The organism is Priestia sp. YIM B13489 (genome assembly GCF_042787645.1).
In the GTDB taxonomy this organism is placed as follows: Bacteria; Bacillota; Bacilli; order Bacillales; family Bacillaceae_H; genus Priestia; species Priestia megaterium.
Genome location: NZ_JBHZOQ010000053.1, coordinates 2,137,684 through 2,155,884, shown reverse-complemented (window position 1 = coordinate 2,155,884; position 18,201 = coordinate 2,137,684). Strand labels below are relative to the sequence as shown.

Genomic DNA, 18,201 nt, shown 5'->3' with positions numbered 1-18,201 from the left:
ATACAAAGTGAAGGGTTGAAAAACCGATTAAAAAAGCATAAGATGTTTGTGTAAATCAAGCTAGGGCTTATGCTTACATTTTTTTTGAAAAAGAAAAATGTATTTTTTTAAAAAAGAACGTGAAGTGATTCACATTATTTTTCTTATATGAATAATAAATGGATAGCGATGATCGTTCTTGCTCAAACTAACATAAAAAAGCAAACCAAATAAAATTGCTCTTATCATTATATTTGTAAGACATACTTGTGACTATAACTAAAAAAGGTGGATGACATTCCTATGAAAAAGCCTAAAATCGTCATTTTGGGTGCCGGGTATGGCGGCATTATGACAATTGTTAATTTACAAAAGAAACTGGGTGCTAGTGATGCGGAAATTGTTTTGGTAAATAAAAACGATTACCATTACGAAACGACATGGCTTCATGAAGTATCAGCAGGTACAATTCATCAAGATCGCTCTCGTGTTCCTGTTAAAAATTTAATTAACACAAATAAGGTTACATTTATCAAAGACACGGTCGTAGATATTAAGTTAGATGAAAAGCGTGTTCTTCTTGAAAACAGTGAGCTAACGTACGATTATTTAGTTGTTGCTTTAGGGTATGAAGCAGAAACTTTCGGAATTAAAGGTTTAAAAGAACATGCATTTACCATTACGAGCATTAATGCAGCACGTCAAATTCGTGAGCATATTGATTATGTGTTTGCGACGTACAACAATGAAGTGGAAAAAAGAGACGAACTTCTGACCATTATTGTTGGGGGTGCTGGCTTTACTGGCATTGAATTTGTGGGAGAATTAGCAAATCGAGTCCCTCAGCTTTGCAAAGAGTTTGATATTCCGCGTGAAAAAGTACGCGTTATTTGTGTAGAAGCAGCCCCTACGGCTTTGCCAGGTTTTGATCCAGAACTTGTAGAATATGCGGTAACACAACTAGAACGAAAAGGAATCGAGTTCAAGATCGGAACAGCGATTAAAGAGTGTACAGAAGAAGGAATTATTGTATCAAAAGATGACCAAGTAGAAGAAATCAAATCAGCAACAGTTGTATGGGCTGCGGGTGTTCGAGGCAGTCATGTGATTGAAAAAGCTGGATTTGAGAACATGCGCGGACGTGTAAAAGTAAGCAATAGCTTGCTGGCACCAGGGCATGAAGATGTGTTTGTTATTGGAGATTGTTCACTAATGATTAACCCTGAAACAGAACGTCCTTATCCGCCAACAGCTCAAATTGCTATGCAGCAAGGCGGTACCTGCGCTGAAAATATTAGCCGTTTGATGAAAGGTCAAAAGGAATTAAGCGAGTTCAAACCAGATATTAAAGGAACGGTATGTTCGTTAGGGCATGATGACGCAATTGGCGTTGTATATGGTCGAAAACTATTTGGTTCAAGCGCATCTTTTATGAAAAAAGTTGTTGATAATCGCTCGCTTTTCCTTCAAGGCGGAGCAGGTCTTGTATTGAAAAAAGGAAAATTTAATTTCTTTTAAAACAAAAAGCAAAAGGTCTTTAAACCTTTTGCTTTTTTTGGTATTAACTTACTTTTCTGTGATTGACGCCTTCATTACTCTTAAGTAAACTGAGAGTATAAAGAGTAACGGAGGCGAAAAGCAATGGAAATGAGTGTGCCTGTACTAATTATCTCCATCTTGTTGTTTTTTGTTTTGTTTTTTGGAATCGGTTTCTTATTGAATATGCTGCTTCGCATGTCTTGGATTATGGCCATTATTTATCCCGTGATTTTTATTTTTATTATTGATGATGTAAGAGCGGTGGATTACATTCAACATCCCACTCACTCCTTTCAGCAGCTAGGGACAAAAGTGCTGTCTTTAGCCACAGCTGACATTGTGATTTTAATGGCTGGTTTTATAGGTGCACTAGCTTCAGGCATTACTATTAAATCTTTACGAACAAGAGGGTACCAAATGTTTTAAATGTAAATTCTTCTCGCAAACGAATAATTTGTTTTTATGTTGGAAACAAATAGATTCGTGAGAGGAGTTGTGGAAATCACAATGATTGGAAAAATAGCAAAGCGATTCATTATGTGCCTACTACTGGTCGGAGCGCTGTTTACAACATATGAAGCAATTACCGGCGTCCCAATAACTACAGTCATCAAATATATGCCTTTTATAAACAGTACAGGGCATCCTCTAATGAATGAAAGGCTCTTGCCATCATTTCTAAAACCACTAAGAGCTGAAGCGGCTAGCAATGACAAAGAGCGTCTGACGATTGAAGAAGCATTTGATTGGTCGCGTTATCCAACTAAGAATGTATTGGCTACGGGTTACACAGCTGGTTACGAATCAACTGGGAAAAATCCCAATCATCCAGGGTATGGTATTACATATTCGGGCGTTAAAGTAAAACGTGACTTGTATTCAACCATCGCTGCTGATTTAACCATATTTCCAATCGGCACGATCTTGTTTATTCCGGGCTATGGCTATGGAGTGGTAGCAGATAAAGGTGGGGCTATTAAAGGCAATCATCTTGATTTATATTTTGAGACTGTTTCCGATGTGTACAACATATGGGGTAAAAAAGAATTAAACGTCTATGTAGTAAAATCAGGGGACGGCCGCTTAACTGAAGAAGAGTTAACAATGCTGAATGAAAAAAAGTCGATGCAAGTTTTTCGCCAGCAGGTAAAATAAACGAGAAACACATGAAGAACTCTTCATGTGTTTTCTTATGTTTTATGGCCATACATAATACGTTACAAAAGCAACTGCTATCCCGGTTAAGGCCCCAAAGAAAACTTCAATAGGCTTATGTCCAAGTAGCTCTTTTAGCTTCACTTGTTTTTCGTCTTCTTCATTGGTCGTCCACAGCTTTGCCTCTTTTACTGCGCGCTGAAAGTCTTCAACCAAACGATTTAAAACCGTTGCTTGCTCTCCTGCATGTCTTCTTACTCCTTTAGCATCGAACATGACAATAATGGCAAAAATAGCGGAGAGAGCAAAAATAGGGGATTTAAGACCTTCTGCTAGCCCAATGGCAGTTGCTAAGGAAGTTACTGCTGCGGAGTGGGAGCTTGGCATGCCTCCCGTACTAAAAAATAAGCTGCCGTCTATTTTCTTAGTAGCTACAAAAGAAAGGGGAATCTTAATAAATTGAGCAAAGAAAATAGCGATTAATGAACTCCAAAGTGGAAAATTTGAGAATAAATCCATTGAGACGTCCTCCCTCAACTTAAAATGTCTGAAAAGCTAAACCCGTATGATGAAAAAAGCGGTAGATGAAAGTATATGTGTGAAACTAAGGTTTTTGAACTGTGATTAAAAATTGTATTTCTGCTATCATATGTATATAGATGAAAACAGTGGTGAATATGATATATATTCCACTTGCTGAATAGATTAAACAAAGCAGATGATAAATAAAAATAAAATCTCTATACGTAAAAGGGAGGAATTTTATGTTTTCGCATGTAGAAACATTTGGTGCTGATCATCAAACAGAAGCGCTCGTAATCGGGTTATTTAATCAAAATCAACAATTTGAAGGCCTTCTAAAAGAAATTGATGAAGCTTTAGGTGGACAGCTCATTCATTTGATTAAAGAAGGGGATATACGTGTACAAGAAAAACGTATATCAACGATTCATACACTAGGAAAATTAGGAGCAAAACGTCTTTATTTTGTGGGACTCGGACGAAAGCAAGCGCTAACTAAAAATGGGCTCAAAGAGAGCTTTGGGCTGTTATTTAAAAAGTTAAAAGAAGCGAAGATTTCAAACGCATCGGTTGCCCTTTCTACATTTGATACGGGAGCGTGGTCAGAGCAAGAAACTGCAGCTTTATTAGGAGAAGCTCAACAGCTTGCTATGTACGAGTTTGAAAACTACAAAAAGAAATCAAACGAACCTGACAAGCAGCTTGAGAAAATTGAACTGTTTTCTTTTTATAAAGACGTGGTACAATCTGCTTTGGTTGGATATACGTATGGAAAAGCAACAAACTCAGCGCGCACCCTTGTTAACTTACCAAGCAACATGCTAACGGCTACAGATTTAGCTAATTATGCAGTAGAAATGGCACATACATATGGTTTTGAATATGAAATTTTAGAAAAAGAAGAGATGGAAACATTGGGAATGGGCGCACTGTTAGCAGTTAATCAAGGTTCCGCAGAGCCTCCTAAAATGATTGTCCTGAAATATCAAGGAAAAGAAAAATGGGAAGACGTTATTGGGTTAGTAGGAAAAGGGATTACCTTTGACACAGGTGGTTACTCTATTAAATCTAAAGACGGGATTGTAGGTATGAAAACAGATATGGGCGGAGCTGCATCTGTTCTTGGTGCAATGGAAGCGATTGGAGAATTAAAACCTCATCAAAACGTAGTAGCTGTCATTCCATCAACTGACAACGTTATTAGCGCGCGTGCTTTTAAGCCAGATGACGTAATTACAGCAATGAATGGAAAGACAATAGAAGTACTGAATACAGACGCTGAAGGGCGTTTAGCGTTAGCTGATGGTATCTCCTATGCCAAACACCACGGAGCAAATTATTTAGTAGACGTGGCGACATTAACGGGTGGTGTAATTGTAGCTCTTGGTACACATACAACGGGGGCAATGACGAATGATTCTGCTTTATTGCAGCAAATAGAAAAAGCGAGCATTGAGACAGGCGAACCGATTTGGGAGCTGCCTATTACGGAACGAGACAAAAAGCGTGTTCGGGGAAGTAAGGTAGCAGATTTAAATAACTCTCCTGGACGAGAGGGGCACGCAATTATGGCAGGAACTTTTATTGGTGAGTTTGCAGAGCAAACACCATGGGTTCACTTGGATATTGCTGGAACTGCAACATCCGCTGCTTCTCATGAGTTAGGACCTTCAGGTGCAACAGGCGTGATGGTGCGAACACTAGCTGCAATGGTTTGTTTATTTGAAGCCAATTAATGAAAAAAGTATAGCAGTGATAGAAAAAAACGTAAAAAGAAGCATCGATGATGCTTCTTTTTTAATATGTTTACATAATGTTTTTTCTTTTTAGTAAGAAAAGATTATTTAGAAAAATCCTTATATCGTTAAGGGTGTAGAGAAGTTAAACAAACTTTTATTTAGTAAGATGATTGACTTTTTTTCTATACCTAATATAATGAATATGTTGTTTATCTCTCTAATGTTTTAATGAGATAAAGTAAAAAGAAAAATGGAGGTTTCAAAATGAATGCAGTATTAATAGCTGTGCTCGTGATGCTGATTTTGAGCTTAATGCGCATCAACGTTGTCTTTTCTTTAGCAGTAGGAGCGCTAATTGGAGGACTTGTTGGCGGTATCAGCCTCACAGATACAGTAAGTATATACACAGATGGTCTTGGAAATAGTGCTTCTGTTGCATTAAGCTATGCTTTGCTTGGAGGATTTGCAATGGCTGTTTCGCGGACAGGGCTGCCTGATGCCGTTGTTCAACTAGCGTTAAAAATAGTAGGGAAAGAAGGAGAAACGAAAAAGAAGTCACTGTCAAAAGTACTGATCTTATTGATCATCCTTATTATTTCATGTTTTTCTCAAAACGTTATTCCGGTTCACATTGCATTTATTCCGCTTTTAATTCCACCTCTATTAAAAGTATTTAATCAGTTAAAAATCGATCGCCGATTAGTCGCAACCGTTATTACGTTTGGACTGGTTACACCTTATATGTATTTGCCGGCAGGATTCGGTAAGATTTATCACGACATTTTATTTACTAACATTAAAGAAAGTGGACTAACGATTGATAAAGGAGATATTACCGCAGCGATGGCTCTGCCAGCTTTAGGAATGATAGCGGGCTTATTGTTTGCTGTTTTTATTTCATACCGCAAACCACGTCGGTATGAAGACATTGATATTGATCAAGGTGCAGAAGAGAGTACAGGTTATACAACAAGAGGCATTATTATAGCTTTGGTTGCGATTGTAGCAGCTTTAACTGTGCAGCTCTTAGTAGATTCTATGATTTTTGGCGCGCTGGCAGGAATTGTTGTACTTTACTTCAGCGGAGCTTTGAAGTGGAGTGAAGCAGATCCAGTATTAACAAACGGAATGAGAATGATGGCTTTCATTGGATTCGTTATGCTGTCAGCCTCTGGTTTTGCAAAAGTTCTTCAAGAAACTGGAGATGTAGAAGCGCTTGTAAAAGATTCTGTTGCTCTTATTGGAGGGAATCAAATGCTGGGGGCATTTCTTATGCTTGTCATCGGGCTTTTAGTGACAATGGGCATTGGTTCTTCTTTCTCTACTATTCCAATTATCGCGACTATTTTCGTTCCTCTTTGCTTAGAACTTGGTATGAGTCCAATGGCAACGATTTGTATTGTTGGTACAGCAGGAGCGCTTGGAGACGCTGGTTCACCAGCTTCAGACAGTACGCTTGGACCCACATCTGGATTAGCAGTCGATCGTCAGCATGATCATATTTGGGATACGTGTGTACCAACTTTTCTTCACTATAACATTCCACTTATTATTTTTGGGTGGATTGCCTCGGTTATCTTGTAAATAGAGGCCCGATAATGAAAAAAAGCAGCCGATCAAAACCGGCTGCTTTTTTCATGCTTGAGAAAGAGTAGAAGCAGTACTGTCACAAGCTCCTAATGCTTGCTCTACAGCCTGAAGAGATTGTTCAATACGTTCACGATTTGAATCTTTCTCTACTGTTTGAAGAGCTTGTTCAAGGCTTGCTTTTGCCTGATTTAATGATGTGCAAGAATCTTGCACGTAACCTCTAGCGTTTTTAGACATTCTTCTTCCTCCTAACTAACCAAAAATGAGAATCAATAAGTAGTATGAGTAATTTGCAGGGAATTATGAGGAGAAATAATAAAAAGGATTAACTCTTATGAAAGGAGTTAACCCTGTCAGCCTAACTGTTTAAATTGGTTGGAATGTAGAAGTTCAAGCACTTTCTTATCAAGCTCCTTAATTTTCTTTACAGCCAGATTATATTCCAATTCACGGTAATGGTGTTTGCCGCCTGGCTCTTCATCAGCTTCGTCAGCTAGTTTGACTACTTTTTGAAGAGGGCGTTGTTGAATTGTTCCTTCAGGCAAATATGAGTCTGTGTGTAGTAAAATAGCTAAAGCAATTTCTTTTGCCGCCTGAGGTTCCTCACCCAAACGAATGAGTAATTTATGTGCACGTTCAGCCCCTTTAATAGCGTGAATATCATTTTGACGATACTTCTCATAATCCCACTGACCATTTGTGTACCACTCGTAGTGGCCAATATCATGAAGTAGCGCTGCTTTTGTAGCTAAATCCGGGTTTACATTATGCTGTACGGATAGACGAAACGCATGATAGGCGACGGATACAGCATGCGCAACGCCAGATCGAGTTAAATATTTTTGAGCGATAGGATGCGTGAAAATTTCTACTAGCGTAACATGTCTCATCATGTCATCCCTCCTAAAGAAAAAATATATTTCCAAATACAATATCATATTTGTATCCTAAATACAATTATCGTGTAATTTGTTTTTACATACAAAAATGGCATATATTATAATATTCGAAACGAAACAACATGTACATCTTTTTTTGAAGAAAATAAGACTTTTTTCCTTGTATTTTACCATCTAATATTTAACGATACGTGACAGCAGTCAAATTGGTTATCGGGATGAATAAACGTAATTTTAATATAGTCTGGAGTATAAAAAACATCGATTTTTGTCTTAACACCAGTGGAAAGAATGAGTCTTTTTACTTCACTCATTTTGGATTCTTGAGCAGCAGCTTTTATTTTTTTTATTAAATTTGGCGAAGTATTAGCTCTTTGAATAAATATAGTAGCGCTTTGCATCGTAGAGGGAATAACTTTAAGAGATTGCTGAAATGTCGCGATGTCCGCCTCAGGTAAGTTAGGTACCCTGTATGTATAAGGGTGAGGCATGTAGTACGGTAGCCAATAGTAAGACAAGGGAGCAAATGATTTCATATAAGAACCCTCCTAGAAAACGGATTTTTATTATGTATATGTAGAGGGTTCGTATATGTTGTAGCAAAACCGTTATTGTATACTAGATACAAAGGGAGGTATGGATATGAAAACAAAAGATACGCTGTTAGAAGCATTAGGAATTGAGATTATTAGTGCGAGTGAACAAAGAGTGGAGGCGACGATGCCTGTTGATGAACGAACGCGTCAGCCATTCGGGCTTTTACACGGAGGAGCATCGGTGGCGTTAGCTGAAACTGTGGCTAGTCTAGGTGCCATTAAAAGTGTAGATCTCGAAAAAGAAATCTGCGTAGGTTTAGAAATTAATGCCAATCATATCAAAGGGAAAAAAGACGGAATCGTTACAGCTATAGGCGTTCCTTTACATAAAGGAAAAAAAACAGCGGTTTGGGAAGTGAAAATTCAAGATGAAGAAGAGAATTTAATCTGTATATCCAGATGTACGCTTGCTATTCTGCCTAAAGCTTAAACATAAGAATGCTTACTTAGTCTAGAAGGTGTGAGGTATGCTTTTAGAGCCAGGAGGAGCCACCTCACACACTTGAGTTAGAGTTTAAAGAGAATTTGGAAGAGCGGATACGTAAAAAAGTGAAAAAATAGGTAAAAAAATAAGCGAAATTATGTCTATTCGTGACAGTTACCCTGCGCATAGAGACATGCTCTAGAATATAGTAGTAGTAAAGTATTCTTTTTATTCAGCAACTAGAATATTCATAATATTAAAAATAAGAACAGAAAATAGACCTTCCGATTGTTCAATCGTGCTATAATAGCATTAATATAGTAGGGCGGTTTATTTTACAAAGGGGTGATAATATTGGATAAGAACTCTCAGTATTTATTCATTGATTTTGAATTTACAATGCCAGAGTATAAGGGTTTTCCAAAAGGCTTTTTTCCGGAAATCATTGAAGTTGGTTTGGTGTTTGTTAAAAATCAAGAAATCATTGATCGTTTCTCCTCTTACGTACAGCCTACACACTTTACAAAATTAACTGAGCGTTGTAAATCATTTCTCCATATCGAACAAAATCAAGTAAATGAAGGCATTACGCTAGAGCAGCTTGTACAGCGACTGGGCATGTATAAACACAGCACGATCATTACATGGGGGAACATGGATATGAAAGTATTAAGGCAGTGCTGTCAAAAAAATAAGGTGCCATTTCCTTTTGCAGGTAAAGAAATTGATCTTTCAATGGAGTATAAGCGCTTTTTTGGAGATCAAAATCAAACTGGCCTTTGGAAAGCTGTGCAAGAGTACGGTAAAGAAGGAACTGGAAAGCACCACTGCGCGCTTGATGATGCGATGACGACACTCAACATCTTTAAGCTTGTAGAAAAAGATAAGCGGTACCTTCAAAAACCAGAGCCAACGACCATAGGAGATCGAATCGATTTTTCAAAAGTATTAAATAAATTTGCATTATAAAAGCCAAATCACTTCTACGTGAATTTGGCTTTTTACTTAATGAATACCGTACTCTTTTTTTAACTCTTCTAAACAGGCAATACTTGCTTGAGCAAAAGGGCTATCTTTGGCTTGTTGCTCAGCTATCTTTAATTCAAGCGCTTTTTTTAGTGAATTTTTATAATCGGGAACGCTGTCTTCATAGAGATGAACCATTTTTTGAGGAATATTGGCCTGCTCTCGAAATGCAAGTGCTTTTCGCTCATGAAAAAAAGGTACGTCCACTTGTCCAGGGTTATGTAAGTCACCTTGTTCTGGATGCTTTAACACAGCTTGAATCCGCACAACATAATGCAGGTCTCGAACTTGTGTAATTTCACCGATGTATTTCCCAGTTTTATAAAGTGCCGTAACGGTTTGACCAATTGTAAATGTCATATTGCCAGATCTCCTTTAAGTAAATTGTTTGTTATCACCAGTATAAATCAAAACCCTCTACCGTTTCTATGAAAGGATGTTGTACATGATGTATTTAATGTTTTTGCTTTATTTTCCGGAAGATAAAAGAGAATATATTCCTGCTTTTGCTACTATGGCGATTTTTGTACTAGCAGCAGTTGCAGTATGGCGTTTAATCATTAAGATTTCGAAAAAAGAAGAAGAAAAAACGAAGGAGTTAGAAGCAAAGCTAAAAGAACAGGATAATAAGAAATCACTGTAATGAAATGCAAATAAAATGTAAGCGTTTAAAATATTATGTTGCTGGACAATCTATGGAAAGACATCTAAAACTTTCGCTAGTGCATATGCGATTGGAGGGCAACATGAAAAAACTACTACTCATTGGAACCGTGCCTTTTTTCTTGTTAACGGGGTGTATGGAAAAAGAAATATCCAATAAAGAAGTCAAAGTCTATAACGCAGATGGAGATAGCATCGGTACAGTCAAGTTGAAAGAACAGGCCGATGGAATTGAGTTTACGTACAATTTAAGTGGACTTCCACCTGGCGAACACGGCGTACATATTCATGAAATGGGAATTTGCAAAGCTCCTAACTTTAAAAGTGCGGGCAATCACCTTGATCCTGATAAAAAGAAACACGGACTGTTAAATCCAAAAGGACCGCATTTAGGCGATATGAAAAATATTGTGGTAGAAGACGATCAGACGTATACAGGAACAGATATGGTTCCTCAAGTCACGTTAAAAGAAGGAAAGACATCGCTTGTTAAGCGTATGGATGGTTCATCTCTTGTTATTACCGAACAAGGGGATGACGGAATGACAGAGCCATCAGGTAATTCTGGAAAGAGAATCGCCTGCGGGGTTATTTCAAAAAAACATTAAAAACAGCGTTCTTTCGTGAGAAAGAACGCTGTTTTTTACGTTAAAGCTACTTTTAAGCGATTCAATCCTTCTTGAAGTTGTTCATGTGAACAGCCAATGTTCAAGCGAATAAAGCCTTTTCCATATGTGGAGCTGTATTTTTCACCTTTTTCTACGGCGATTTTACCTTTTTTTAATAAGCGTTCATGTAATTCTTCTTCTGACAAATGCAGCTTGTTGCAGTCAATCCATAGTAAATAAGTTCCTTCTGGCTGAACCACTCGCAGTTCAGGCAAGTTATCACTTATAAAACGCGTCACGAGATCTACATTTTTCTTCAGATACACAAGCAGTGCTTCTAGCCACTCTTCACCTTCGCTGTAAGCCGCCTCTAATCCAATTATTCCGAATGTGTTTAAATTAGAAAACCCTTGCTTTTGCTGCTGCTGAACATACTGTGTGCGCAGTTTCTCATTTGGAATAATAACAGCTGAAGCCTGAAGTCCCGGTATATTAAATGTTTTGCTAGGGGCCATACACGTAATGGTTCGATTGGCCGCATCTTCACTCACCATGCTAATGGGAATGTGTTTATAAGGCTGGTAAATTAGATCAGAATGGATTTCATCTGAAACAATTAATACATTGTATTTTTCACAAAGATCGGCAAGCTTCTTCAGTTCTTCTTTTGTCCACACGCGTCCTACTGGATTATGAGGGCTGCAAAGAATCATTAATTTTACACCTTCTGCAAATTTTTGCTCTAAATCTGCAAAATCAATTTCGTATTTATCGCCTGCAAGTTTTAACGGATTTTCAACAACTTCTCGATCATTTACCTTTATCATGTTAAAAAATGGAGTATAGACTGGAGGCTGAATTAAAATTGAATCTCCGGGTTCCGTAAATGCTTGAATAGCCATACTTAAGGCAAATACAACTCCTGGACTGTATGTAATCCATTCATGATCAATGGTCCACTGGTGCTTTTTTTCTATCCAAGATGATAAAGCATTTGCCGTAGATTCAGTAGGGGAAGTGTAGCCGAAAATACCGTGTTTGACACGCTCATTAATGGTTTGAAGAACATTAGGCGGCGCTTGGAAATCCATATCAGCTACCCAAAAAGGCAGAACATCTTTTGCTCCAAAAACAAGATCAGTTTTGTCCCACTTTACGGACTGCGTACCTGTACGGTTAATTAATTGATCAAAAGAATAAGTAGACAATAAAAGTACCCCCTTTTTTAATATAATAGTTTGCTTATTTTTAATACGTTTGTCAACGAAGTTAACTTGTGAAGTCAATAAAGAAAGTGAAAAAATTGCTAAAGCACGACTAATGAATTTTTTATTAAAGTTAGCGCCTCGTGTGCAATATACGAACCCGCCCCGTCATTATTGAGACAGGGCTTTTTCACCGTACAAGAAATCGACCATATGAGATTGCACAATGTCAGGACACTCTTCTGGTAAAAGGTGCCCAATTTCCTTTAAAGAGATAAAGGTAGAGTCTGTTAAATCATCTTTTAACTTACGTCCGAGATGCAAAGGAACAACCCGGTCTTCTTCTCCCCAAATGAGTAAACTTGGTTTTTTTATGTGCTGCAAATCCTTTGAGGATAGGTCTCCTTCTCGATCGCGAATCATTCTTGTTAAAGCCATAAACGTACGGTCATCCAAAAATGGTTCAGTATAGCCATCAATCATTTCTTCGTCGATTAACTTATGATCAAATACGACATTTTGCAAGTTGCCTAATACACCTTTGCGAGAAAGCCACGTTTTTACCCACAGATAAAAGAAGGGAACATAAGAAGACATAACCAATCCATAATGTGAGGGGCCTAAATAAGCTGAGCTGCACAGAAGAACTAGTTTTGATACGCAAGAAGGCTTTAACTTTGCTACGTTTAAACAAACTTGTCCTCCCATTGAGTGTCCCGATAGTACAACATCTTTCAACTTTAAATATTCAATCAACTCGATGACAATTCTGGCTAAATTTTTATACGAGTATTGAAAGGTTAACGATTTTTCACTTCGCCCAAATGGCGGAAGGTCCAGCGTAATGATAGAAAACGTATCTTCAAATAAAGGAATTAAACGTCGAAAGCTAAAACTCGATGATAAAAAGCCGTGAATAAATACAATGGCGGGTTTATCAGGGTGATAGTTATGGCATTCGTAGTAAACATTGACTCCATTAAAAGTACGCTGGTGGCAAGTAATTTTAGATTCAGTCAATTTGTTTCACTCCATCTTTTTCTTTCTAGTCTGTCCTAATTTCCAGCAATCTATAAAATGAAACTCAATTAACGGTATAGATTTCACATTAAAGATGTGTTTAAATTTGATATAATGGAAAAAGTGAAAAAATTTAATCGTTGTAGGAGGGGAACGCGGTGTTCTTAGAAGAAAAAGAGTTAGAAATTTTAGAAATTCTAGAAAAAAATAGCCGTATTTCGATAGATAGTATTTCAAAAATGGTGGATTTAACGTTTGAAGAAACCTCTAATATTGTTAAAAAGCTAGAGAGAGAAAAAGTAATTGTGCAATATTCAGCTGATATTAACTGGAGACGAGTAGATGGACATGAGGGCGTCACAGCTATGATAGATGTAAAAGTTGCACCAAAGCGAGGAGTAGGCTTTGATGAGATTGCGGAGCGCATCTATCGTTTTCAAGAAGTGAAATCCGTGTACCTAATGTCAGGAGCATATGATTTGTCTGTTATTATTGAAGAAAAATCAATGTCTGAAGTAGCATTTTTTGTTTCTGAAAAGCTTTCTACGCTAGACTCTGTTTTATCTACAACGACTCACTTTATTATGAAAAAATACAAGCACGATGGTACCATCTACGACCAAGGCGATGAAGATCGCAGAATCGTGGTGTCTCCGTAATGAAAGAGCGCTTGTCAACAACTGTACAACAGCTGAAACCTTCAGGTATTCGCCGCTTTTTTGATTTAGCAGCAAGTATGGATAACGTCATCTCTCTTGGAGTAGGTGAACCTGATTTTGTCACATCTTGGGCTGTTCGAGAAGCGAGTATTTTATCGTTGGAAAGAGGATATACCTCTTATACAGCAAATGCGGGGCTTTTAGAGCTTCGCTTTGAAATTATGAAGTATATGAAAAGAAATTTTAACGTCTCGTATGATTATAAAGATGATATTATTGTGACCGTTGGAGGAAGTCAGGCTTTAGACATTACAATGAGGGCTTTGATTAACCCTGAAGATGAGATTATTGTCGTAGAGCCAAACTTTGTGTCCTACAGCCCGTTAATTTCGCTAGCAGGAGGAGTTCCTGTGGCAATTGAAACAACAGCAGAAACAGAGTTTAAGCTGCAGCCTAAGCAGATTGAAGAAGTGATTACAAGCAACACAAAAGCTCTTCTTTTATGCTCTCCTAATAATCCAACAGGAAGCTCACTCTCTAAAGAAGAGCTGCAGGCTATTGCGGATATTGTCATAAAGTATGACTTGCTTGTTATCACGGATGAAATATATGCAGAATTAACATATGATGAAGAATTTACATCTATTGCTTCTTTAGAAGGGATGAAAGAACGCACTATTATTATTTCTGGCTTTTCTAAAGGGTTTGCCATGACTGGATGGCGTCTTGGATACATATGTGCACCAACTGAGATTGCTAAAGCAATGCTGAAAATTCATCAGTATACAATGATGTGTGCGCCTACCATGGCACAATATGGAGCAATTGAAGCACTACAAAATGGGCAGCATGACGTAGAAGAGATGAGAAAAAGCTATCGCAGAAGACGGAACTATATGGTGAAGTCATTAAATCAAATTGGTCTGGAATGTCATTCTCCCGGAGGAGCGTTTTATGTGTTCCCTTCTATCGAGAAAACTGGATTGTCATCGGAAGAATTCGCTGAGCAGCTTTTGCTTGAAGAGCGAGTAGCCGTGGTGCCAGGCAATGTATTTGGAAAAGGCGGAGAGGGACATATTCGCTGTTCATACGCCTCTTCAATGGAATCATTAGAAGAATCCATAAAACGGATTAGCCGTTTTGTTGAAAATAAGTTATAATAAAAATAAGATATTATGTCATATCCTATAGACGGTTTGATATAATATCTTTTTTGCTATGATGAAATGTAGTGTTAGTTTATATTTGTGACGAAATTGGTAAATAATAAATATAGTATAACTACTTTTTGATTCAATCTATGAACTGTGCTATAATTTTAAATTGGCTATAATGGTGAAAATAATAAGGTATCTAGGAGTGTTTATATGTCAAAATTTGAAATCGGTACTGTTACAAAAGGTAAAGTAACAGGAATTCAACCATACGGTGCATTCGTTGCATTAAATGAAGAAACTCAAGGATTAGTTCATATCTCAGAAGTAAAACATGGCTTCGTTAAAGATATTAACGAACATTTATCAGTAGGAGACGAAGTAAACGTTAAAGTTTTATCTGTTGATGAGTCAACTGGTAAAATTGGTTTATCTATTCGTGCTACTGAGCCAGCTCCAGAAAAAACTGAAGCTTCTGCACCTAAAAAACCTGCTAAAAAACGTCAAGGTCAAGCAACAGTTCATACTGAATCTACTCAAGGATTCAACACATTAAAAGAAAAATTAGAAGAGTGGATTGAGCAATCAAACCGCGAAGATCTAATTAAGAAATAAGAAAAAAAGAAGGATAGCTTAGCTATCCTTCTTTTTTTAATGTTCCGTTCTAGGTTCTGTACGCTCTACTTCAGCAGAAGGTTTAAATAATAGACCTAGGTTAATCAGTCCTGCGATTCCAACCAATCCATAGATAATGCGGGAGAAAGCAGATGTTTGACCGCCGAAGATTGCTGCTACTAAATCAAATTGAAAAAAGCCAATAAGTCCCCAGTTAATTGCTCCAATAATCGTTAATACGAGCGCAATACGTTGAATACCACTCATGATGAACCCTCCTTGTTTTGTAGTTCACTTATTAGCCTGCTTTTTTTAGAGGGAAATATGCATATTTGCTTTTGGAAGATACAGACAAATAAACGTTCATTTGGATGGGGTGAGCATCTAGCCAACAGGGAATAATCTTTAGGAAGTCAATTTTCTTTACAATCAAAAAGTTGTTCTTCATAATGATGCATGTAATCAAGCTCGTAAGGAGGAGTTTATAGTGAACAATTTTACATTTTATAATCCTACAAAATTAATTTTTGGTAAAGGTCAATTAGAGCAGTTAAAAACAGAAGCAGGGCGCTTTGGCAAAAAGATATTATTAGTATACGGCGGAGGAAGTGTAAAACGCAGCGGTTTATACGATCAAGTAATGGATGTACTGAATGACATGAATGCAGAAGTACATGAGTTAGCGGGAGTAGAGCCGAATCCTCGTCTGACAACTGTTCGCAAAGGAATCGATATTTGTAAAGAAAACGGTATTGAATTTTTACTTGCAGTTGGTGGAGGAAGCGTAATCGATTGTACAAAAGCAATCGCAGCAGGCGCAAAATATGATGGAGACGTATGGGACATCATTAACCGCGACGTATTCGCAGCTGAAGCTCTTCCATTTGGAACAGTGCTGACATTAGCAGCAACAGGTTCAGAAATGAATGCTGGTTCTGTTATTACAAATTGGGAAACACAAGAAAAATACGGCTGGGGCAGTCCCGCAACATTCCCTCAATTCTCTATTTTAGATCCTGTTAATACATTTACTGTACCAAAAAATCAAACAGTTTATGGCATGGTCGACATGATGAGCCACGTATTTGAACAATATTTCCATGCTGCAACAAATACGCCGCTTCAAGATCGCATGTGTGAAGGAGTACTGCAAACGGTTATTGAAACGGGACCAAAATTATTAAACGACCTAGAGAACTACGAGTTACGTGAAACGATTTTATACAATGGGACAATCGCATTAAACGGTATGTTACAAATGGGACACCAAGGCGATTGGGCTACTCACAATATTGAGCATGCGGTATCAGCTGTATATGACATTCCACATGCAGGTGGATTGGCAATTTTATTCCCGAACTGGATGAAACACGTAATGGATGAGAACGTAGACCGCTTCAAGCAAGTAGCTGTACGCGTATTTAACGTAGATACAGAAGGCAAGACGGATAAAGAAGTAGCACTTGAAGGTGTTGATAAGCTTCGTGAATTCTGGTCAAGCCTAGGTGCACCAACTCGCTTAGCTGATTATGATATTGGTGAAGACAAATTAGATCTTATGGCTGATCGTGCAATGGCTAAAGGTGAATTTGGCAAATTTAAAAAATTAAACAAAGAAGATGTACTAGCAATCCTACGCGCTTCTTTATAAGATTTTCGATAAAAAACGCCGTGCAAACCGCACGGCGTTTTTTTCTATTCATGATGGGTAAGTTTTTTCTGCTGTTTGGTTTTCAAATCATCCCGAACGGTTTTATCAGAAAGAGGAACTCCGCTGTAATAAGCCGCTCTTCCTAGTAAATGCCCAGCAATAGGAGAGGTGATAAACACAAAGACAATCGCTAAAATTAACCGTGCACTAATATGGCCGGTATCAATCCAAAAGTAGAGTAAGCAGCCCACTAATATAAACAGGACGCCTAAGGTGGCACTTTTGGAGGCAGCGTGACTTCTTGTGTACGTATCAGGCAAGCGAATAAGCCCAATCATGGTCACAACTGTCAGAAGAGACCCTATTAGTACTAAAGCTCCTACAATGATTTCACTGATCACGTTCATATTCGATCACTTCTCCTTTCTCTAAAAACTTAGAAAAAGCAACGGTACCTACAAAGGCTATGATGCCTAGCAGTAAAATGACTTCGAAAAAAGCCTGGGTTCGAAAAATAATCGAGATGATGGCCGTAATGGCAATGATGTTAATTCCAATAGCGTCAAGGGCCATTGCTCGATCAGCAGTTGACGGACCTTTCACCACTCGATAAACAAACCCAATAGTTGAAGCAGAAATGAGAATGAGCGAAACGTTTAAAAAAATATCGAGCATTTAACGACTCACCTCCATAATGGCTTTTTCGAATGTTTGCTGAATATCTGTAATAATGTCATCAATATCGTCTGTATTGATTGCATGAATATAGATAGTAGAATTATCATCTGACACATCCATCACCAGTGTACCTGGCGTTAGCGTAATTAAAAGAGAAAGAATGGTAATTTCCCATTCACTCTCCAGACGGGTTGGCATTGCAAAGATGGCTGGCTGAATATTTAATTTAGGGCGCAATACGTCCTTAGTCACTGCAATATTGGCTTTGAATAATTCTCGTATAAAAATAAACAGCAGTTTAATGATCGCATACACTTTATGCAAATAAAAACGTCTGTGAAAAAAACGGCGGAAAACAAACAGCAGTACCGCTCCCCAGAAAAAACCTATAATAAAGGAAGGGAGTGTCCAAATCCCTCTCAAAAACATCCATGTGAATGCAATGATTACGTTTAATAATAGTTGAAATGACATGCAGA

24 protein-coding genes are annotated in these 18,201 nt (G+C 37.8%); 13 read left to right on the top strand and 11 right to left on the bottom strand.

Annotation, left to right across the window (positions count from 1 at the left end; all coding sequences use genetic code 11):
• Positions 1-282: 282 nt before the first annotated feature.
• The 3 genes from ACFX4W_RS16800 to ACFX4W_RS16790 all read left to right on the top strand — a co-directional run bounded on the left by ACFX4W_RS16800 (position 283) and on the right by ACFX4W_RS16790 (position 2,673).
• The gene (locus tag ACFX4W_RS16800) at positions 283-1,497 is read left to right on the top strand and encodes an NAD(P)/FAD-dependent oxidoreductase (protein ID WP_025752690.1); all 1,215 of its coding nucleotides are present in this window, start codon (positions 283-285) and stop codon (positions 1,495-1,497) included.
• Positions 1,498-1,620: 123 nt separating this feature from the next.
• A complete protein-coding gene (locus tag ACFX4W_RS16795; protein WP_043977225.1) occupies positions 1,621-1,944 on the top strand; it encodes a YuiB family protein in 324 nt (107 codons plus the stop codon).
• Positions 1,945-2,025: 81 nt separating this feature from the next.
• A complete protein-coding gene (locus tag ACFX4W_RS16790) occupies positions 2,026-2,673 on the top strand; it encodes a 3D domain-containing protein (protein ID WP_013085320.1) in 648 nt (215 codons plus the stop codon).
• A 42-nt stretch (positions 2,674-2,715) separates the two neighbouring features.
• On the opposite strand, the gene ACFX4W_RS16785 is transcribed toward ACFX4W_RS16790, so the two are convergent.
• Positions 2,716-3,192 carry a divergent PAP2 family protein gene (locus ACFX4W_RS16785; RefSeq protein WP_013059614.1) on the bottom strand — a complete coding sequence of 159 codons (477 nt, stop codon included), beginning with the start codon at positions 3,190-3,192 and terminating at the stop codon, positions 2,716-2,718.
• 245 nt (positions 3,193-3,437) lie between these two features.
• On the opposite strand from ACFX4W_RS16785, the gene ACFX4W_RS16780 reads away from it, so the two are divergent.
• Positions 3,438-4,931: a leucyl aminopeptidase gene (locus ACFX4W_RS16780; protein WP_043977222.1), complete on the top strand. Its 1,494-nt coding sequence runs from the start codon at positions 3,438-3,440 to the stop codon at positions 4,929-4,931.
• Positions 4,932-5,198: 267 nt separating this feature from the next.
• Positions 5,199-6,518: a Na+/H+ antiporter family protein gene (locus ACFX4W_RS16775; RefSeq protein ID WP_162215060.1), complete on the top strand. Its 1,320-nt coding sequence runs from the start codon at positions 5,199-5,201 to the stop codon at positions 6,516-6,518.
• Positions 6,519-6,569: 51 nt separating this feature from the next.
• Here the strand turns inward: ACFX4W_RS16775 and ACFX4W_RS16770 are convergent, their stop codons facing one another.
• The 3 genes from ACFX4W_RS16770 to ACFX4W_RS16760 all read right to left on the bottom strand — a co-directional run bounded on the left by ACFX4W_RS16770 (position 6,570) and on the right by ACFX4W_RS16760 (position 7,959).
• Positions 6,570-6,761: a hypothetical protein gene (locus ACFX4W_RS16770; protein WP_013059611.1), complete on the bottom strand. Its 192-nt coding sequence runs from the start codon at positions 6,759-6,761 to the stop codon at positions 6,570-6,572.
• Between the two features lie 116 nt (positions 6,762-6,877).
• Complete coding sequence (locus ACFX4W_RS16765) at positions 6,878-7,414, bottom strand: HD domain-containing protein (RefSeq protein WP_028409590.1); 537 nt, start codon at positions 7,412-7,414, stop codon at positions 6,878-6,880.
• A 176-nt stretch (positions 7,415-7,590) separates the two neighbouring features.
• Positions 7,591-7,959 carry a YuzC family spore coat inner layer protein gene (locus ACFX4W_RS16760; RefSeq protein ID WP_162215059.1) on the bottom strand — a complete coding sequence of 123 codons (369 nt, stop codon included), beginning with the start codon at positions 7,957-7,959 and terminating at the stop codon, positions 7,591-7,593.
• A gap of 106 nt (positions 7,960-8,065) precedes the next feature.
• On the opposite strand from ACFX4W_RS16760, the gene ACFX4W_RS16755 reads away from it, so the two are divergent.
• Together ACFX4W_RS16755 and kapD are read left to right on the top strand one after the other, a co-directional pair.
• Positions 8,066-8,449: a hotdog fold thioesterase gene (locus ACFX4W_RS16755; protein WP_013059608.1), complete on the top strand. Its 384-nt coding sequence runs from the start codon at positions 8,066-8,068 to the stop codon at positions 8,447-8,449.
• Between the two features lie 348 nt (positions 8,450-8,797).
• The gene (kapD, locus tag ACFX4W_RS16750) at positions 8,798-9,412 is read left to right on the top strand and encodes a 3'-5' exonuclease KapD (RefSeq protein ID WP_013059607.1); all 615 of its coding nucleotides are present in this window, start codon (positions 8,798-8,800) and stop codon (positions 9,410-9,412) included.
• A gap of 36 nt (positions 9,413-9,448) precedes the next feature.
• Here the strand turns inward: kapD and kapB are convergent, their stop codons facing one another.
• Positions 9,449-9,829 carry a kinase-associated lipoprotein KapB gene (gene kapB / locus ACFX4W_RS16745; RefSeq protein WP_013059606.1) on the bottom strand — a complete coding sequence of 127 codons (381 nt, stop codon included), beginning with the start codon at positions 9,827-9,829 and terminating at the stop codon, positions 9,449-9,451.
• Positions 9,830-9,914: 85 nt separating this feature from the next.
• Here kapB and ACFX4W_RS16740 point away from each other — a divergent pair, with 85 nt between their 5' ends.
• Both ACFX4W_RS16740 and ACFX4W_RS16735 read left to right on the top strand, forming a co-directional pair.
• Entirely contained in the window at positions 9,915-10,112 is a 198-nt protein-coding gene (locus tag ACFX4W_RS16740) for a hypothetical protein (protein ID WP_078082210.1), read from the top strand.
• A 103-nt stretch (positions 10,113-10,215) separates the two neighbouring features.
• Positions 10,216-10,740 carry a superoxide dismutase family protein gene (locus ACFX4W_RS16735; RefSeq protein ID WP_013059604.1) on the top strand — a complete coding sequence of 175 codons (525 nt, stop codon included), beginning with the start codon at positions 10,216-10,218 and terminating at the stop codon, positions 10,738-10,740.
• A gap of 35 nt (positions 10,741-10,775) precedes the next feature.
• Here ACFX4W_RS16735 and ACFX4W_RS16730 read toward each other — a convergent pair whose 3' ends face one another.
• Both ACFX4W_RS16730 and ACFX4W_RS16725 read right to left on the bottom strand, forming a co-directional pair.
• Positions 10,776-11,948, bottom strand: a complete 1,173-nt coding sequence (locus ACFX4W_RS16730) for a MalY/PatB family protein (protein WP_043977210.1) — start codon at positions 11,946-11,948, stop codon at positions 10,776-10,778.
• A gap of 168 nt (positions 11,949-12,116) precedes the next feature.
• Positions 12,117-12,965: an alpha/beta fold hydrolase gene (locus tag ACFX4W_RS16725; RefSeq protein ID WP_013059602.1), complete on the bottom strand. Its 849-nt coding sequence runs from the start codon at positions 12,963-12,965 to the stop codon at positions 12,117-12,119.
• 158 nt (positions 12,966-13,123) lie between these two features.
• Here ACFX4W_RS16725 and ACFX4W_RS16720 point away from each other — a divergent pair, with 158 nt between their 5' ends.
• The 3 genes from ACFX4W_RS16720 (at position 13,124) to yugI (ending at position 15,393) form a co-directional block, all read left to right on the top strand.
• A complete protein-coding gene (locus ACFX4W_RS16720) occupies positions 13,124-13,624 on the top strand; it encodes an Lrp/AsnC family transcriptional regulator (protein WP_013059601.1) in 501 nt (166 codons plus the stop codon).
• The gene (locus ACFX4W_RS16715) at positions 13,624-14,784 is read left to right on the top strand and encodes an aminotransferase (RefSeq protein ID WP_043977208.1); all 1,161 of its coding nucleotides are present in this window, start codon (positions 13,624-13,626) and stop codon (positions 14,782-14,784) included. Before ACFX4W_RS16720 ends, ACFX4W_RS16715 begins: the two co-directional genes overlap by 1 nt.
• A gap of 207 nt (positions 14,785-14,991) precedes the next feature.
• Entirely contained in the window at positions 14,992-15,393 is a 402-nt protein-coding gene (gene yugI, locus ACFX4W_RS16710; protein ID WP_013059599.1) for a S1 domain-containing post-transcriptional regulator GSP13, read from the top strand.
• Positions 15,394-15,429: 36 nt separating this feature from the next.
• Here yugI and ACFX4W_RS16705 read toward each other — a convergent pair whose 3' ends face one another.
• Positions 15,430-15,660, bottom strand: a complete 231-nt coding sequence (locus ACFX4W_RS16705; RefSeq protein ID WP_013059598.1) for a DUF378 domain-containing protein — start codon at positions 15,658-15,660, stop codon at positions 15,430-15,432.
• Positions 15,661-15,880: 220 nt separating this feature from the next.
• On the opposite strand from ACFX4W_RS16705, the gene ACFX4W_RS16700 reads away from it, so the two are divergent.
• Positions 15,881-17,044 (top strand): iron-containing alcohol dehydrogenase, encoded by a 1,164-nt coding sequence (locus ACFX4W_RS16700; protein ID WP_043977206.1) that lies wholly within the window; start codon positions 15,881-15,883, stop codon positions 17,042-17,044.
• Positions 17,045-17,088: 44 nt separating this feature from the next.
• Here ACFX4W_RS16700 and mnhG read toward each other — a convergent pair whose 3' ends face one another.
• Genes mnhG through ACFX4W_RS16685 form a run of 3 tightly spaced genes read right to left on the bottom strand, consistent with a single transcriptional unit; the run spans position 17,089 to position 18,196 of the window.
• Positions 17,089-17,451, bottom strand: a complete 363-nt coding sequence (gene mnhG / locus ACFX4W_RS16695) for a monovalent cation/H(+) antiporter subunit G (RefSeq protein WP_013085304.1) — start codon at positions 17,449-17,451, stop codon at positions 17,089-17,091.
• The gene (locus tag ACFX4W_RS16690) at positions 17,435-17,719 is read right to left on the bottom strand and encodes a Na(+)/H(+) antiporter subunit F1 (RefSeq protein WP_013059595.1); all 285 of its coding nucleotides are present in this window, start codon (positions 17,717-17,719) and stop codon (positions 17,435-17,437) included. The genes mnhG and ACFX4W_RS16690 overlap by 17 nt, the downstream gene beginning before the upstream one ends.
• Positions 17,720-18,196, bottom strand: a complete 477-nt coding sequence (locus ACFX4W_RS16685; protein WP_013059594.1) for a Na+/H+ antiporter subunit E — start codon at positions 18,194-18,196, stop codon at positions 17,720-17,722.
• Positions 18,197-18,201: the final 5 nt, after the last annotated feature.

Excerpts from the sequence above, each read along its gene's own strand:
- ACFX4W_RS16800 (WP_025752690.1), top strand. The coding sequence starts at position 283 with ATGAAAAAGCCTAAAATCGTCATTTTGGGTGCCGGGTATGGCGGCATT.
- ACFX4W_RS16795 (WP_043977225.1), top strand. The coding sequence starts at position 1,621 with ATGGAAATGAGTGTGCCTGTACTAATTATCTCCATCTTGTTGTTTTTT.
- ACFX4W_RS16790 (WP_013085320.1), top strand. The coding sequence starts at position 2,026 with ATGATTGGAAAAATAGCAAAGCGATTCATTATGTGCCTACTACTGGTC.
- ACFX4W_RS16785 (WP_013059614.1), bottom strand. The coding sequence starts at position 3,192 with ATGGATTTATTCTCAAATTTTCCACTTTGGAGTTCATTAATCGCTATT.
- ACFX4W_RS16780 (WP_043977222.1), top strand. The coding sequence starts at position 3,438 with ATGTTTTCGCATGTAGAAACATTTGGTGCTGATCATCAAACAGAAGCG.
- ACFX4W_RS16775 (WP_162215060.1), top strand. The coding sequence starts at position 5,199 with ATGAATGCAGTATTAATAGCTGTGCTCGTGATGCTGATTTTGAGCTTA.
- ACFX4W_RS16770 (WP_013059611.1), bottom strand. The coding sequence starts at position 6,761 with ATGTCTAAAAACGCTAGAGGTTACGTGCAAGATTCTTGCACATCATTA.
- ACFX4W_RS16765 (WP_028409590.1), bottom strand. The coding sequence starts at position 7,414 with ATGAGACATGTTACGCTAGTAGAAATTTTCACGCATCCTATCGCTCAA.
- ACFX4W_RS16760 (WP_162215059.1), bottom strand. The coding sequence starts at position 7,959 with ATGAAATCATTTGCTCCCTTGTCTTACTATTGGCTACCGTACTACATG.
- ACFX4W_RS16755 (WP_013059608.1), top strand. The coding sequence starts at position 8,066 with ATGAAAACAAAAGATACGCTGTTAGAAGCATTAGGAATTGAGATTATT.
- kapB (WP_013059606.1), bottom strand. The coding sequence starts at position 9,829 with ATGACATTTACAATTGGTCAAACCGTTACGGCACTTTATAAAACTGGG.
- ACFX4W_RS16740 (WP_078082210.1), top strand. The coding sequence starts at position 9,915 with ATGATGTATTTAATGTTTTTGCTTTATTTTCCGGAAGATAAAAGAGAA.
- ACFX4W_RS16735 (WP_013059604.1), top strand. The coding sequence starts at position 10,216 with ATGAAAAAACTACTACTCATTGGAACCGTGCCTTTTTTCTTGTTAACG.
- ACFX4W_RS16715 (WP_043977208.1), top strand. The coding sequence starts at position 13,624 with ATGAAAGAGCGCTTGTCAACAACTGTACAACAGCTGAAACCTTCAGGT.
- yugI (WP_013059599.1), top strand. The coding sequence starts at position 14,992 with ATGTCAAAATTTGAAATCGGTACTGTTACAAAAGGTAAAGTAACAGGA.
- ACFX4W_RS16705 (WP_013059598.1), bottom strand. The coding sequence starts at position 15,660 with ATGAGTGGTATTCAACGTATTGCGCTCGTATTAACGATTATTGGAGCA.
- mnhG (WP_013085304.1), bottom strand. The coding sequence starts at position 17,451 with ATGAACGTGATCAGTGAAATCATTGTAGGAGCTTTAGTACTAATAGGG.
- ACFX4W_RS16690 (WP_013059595.1), bottom strand. The coding sequence starts at position 17,719 with ATGCTCGATATTTTTTTAAACGTTTCGCTCATTCTCATTTCTGCTTCA.
- ACFX4W_RS16685 (WP_013059594.1), bottom strand. The coding sequence starts at position 18,196 with ATGTCATTTCAACTATTATTAAACGTAATCATTGCATTCACATGGATG.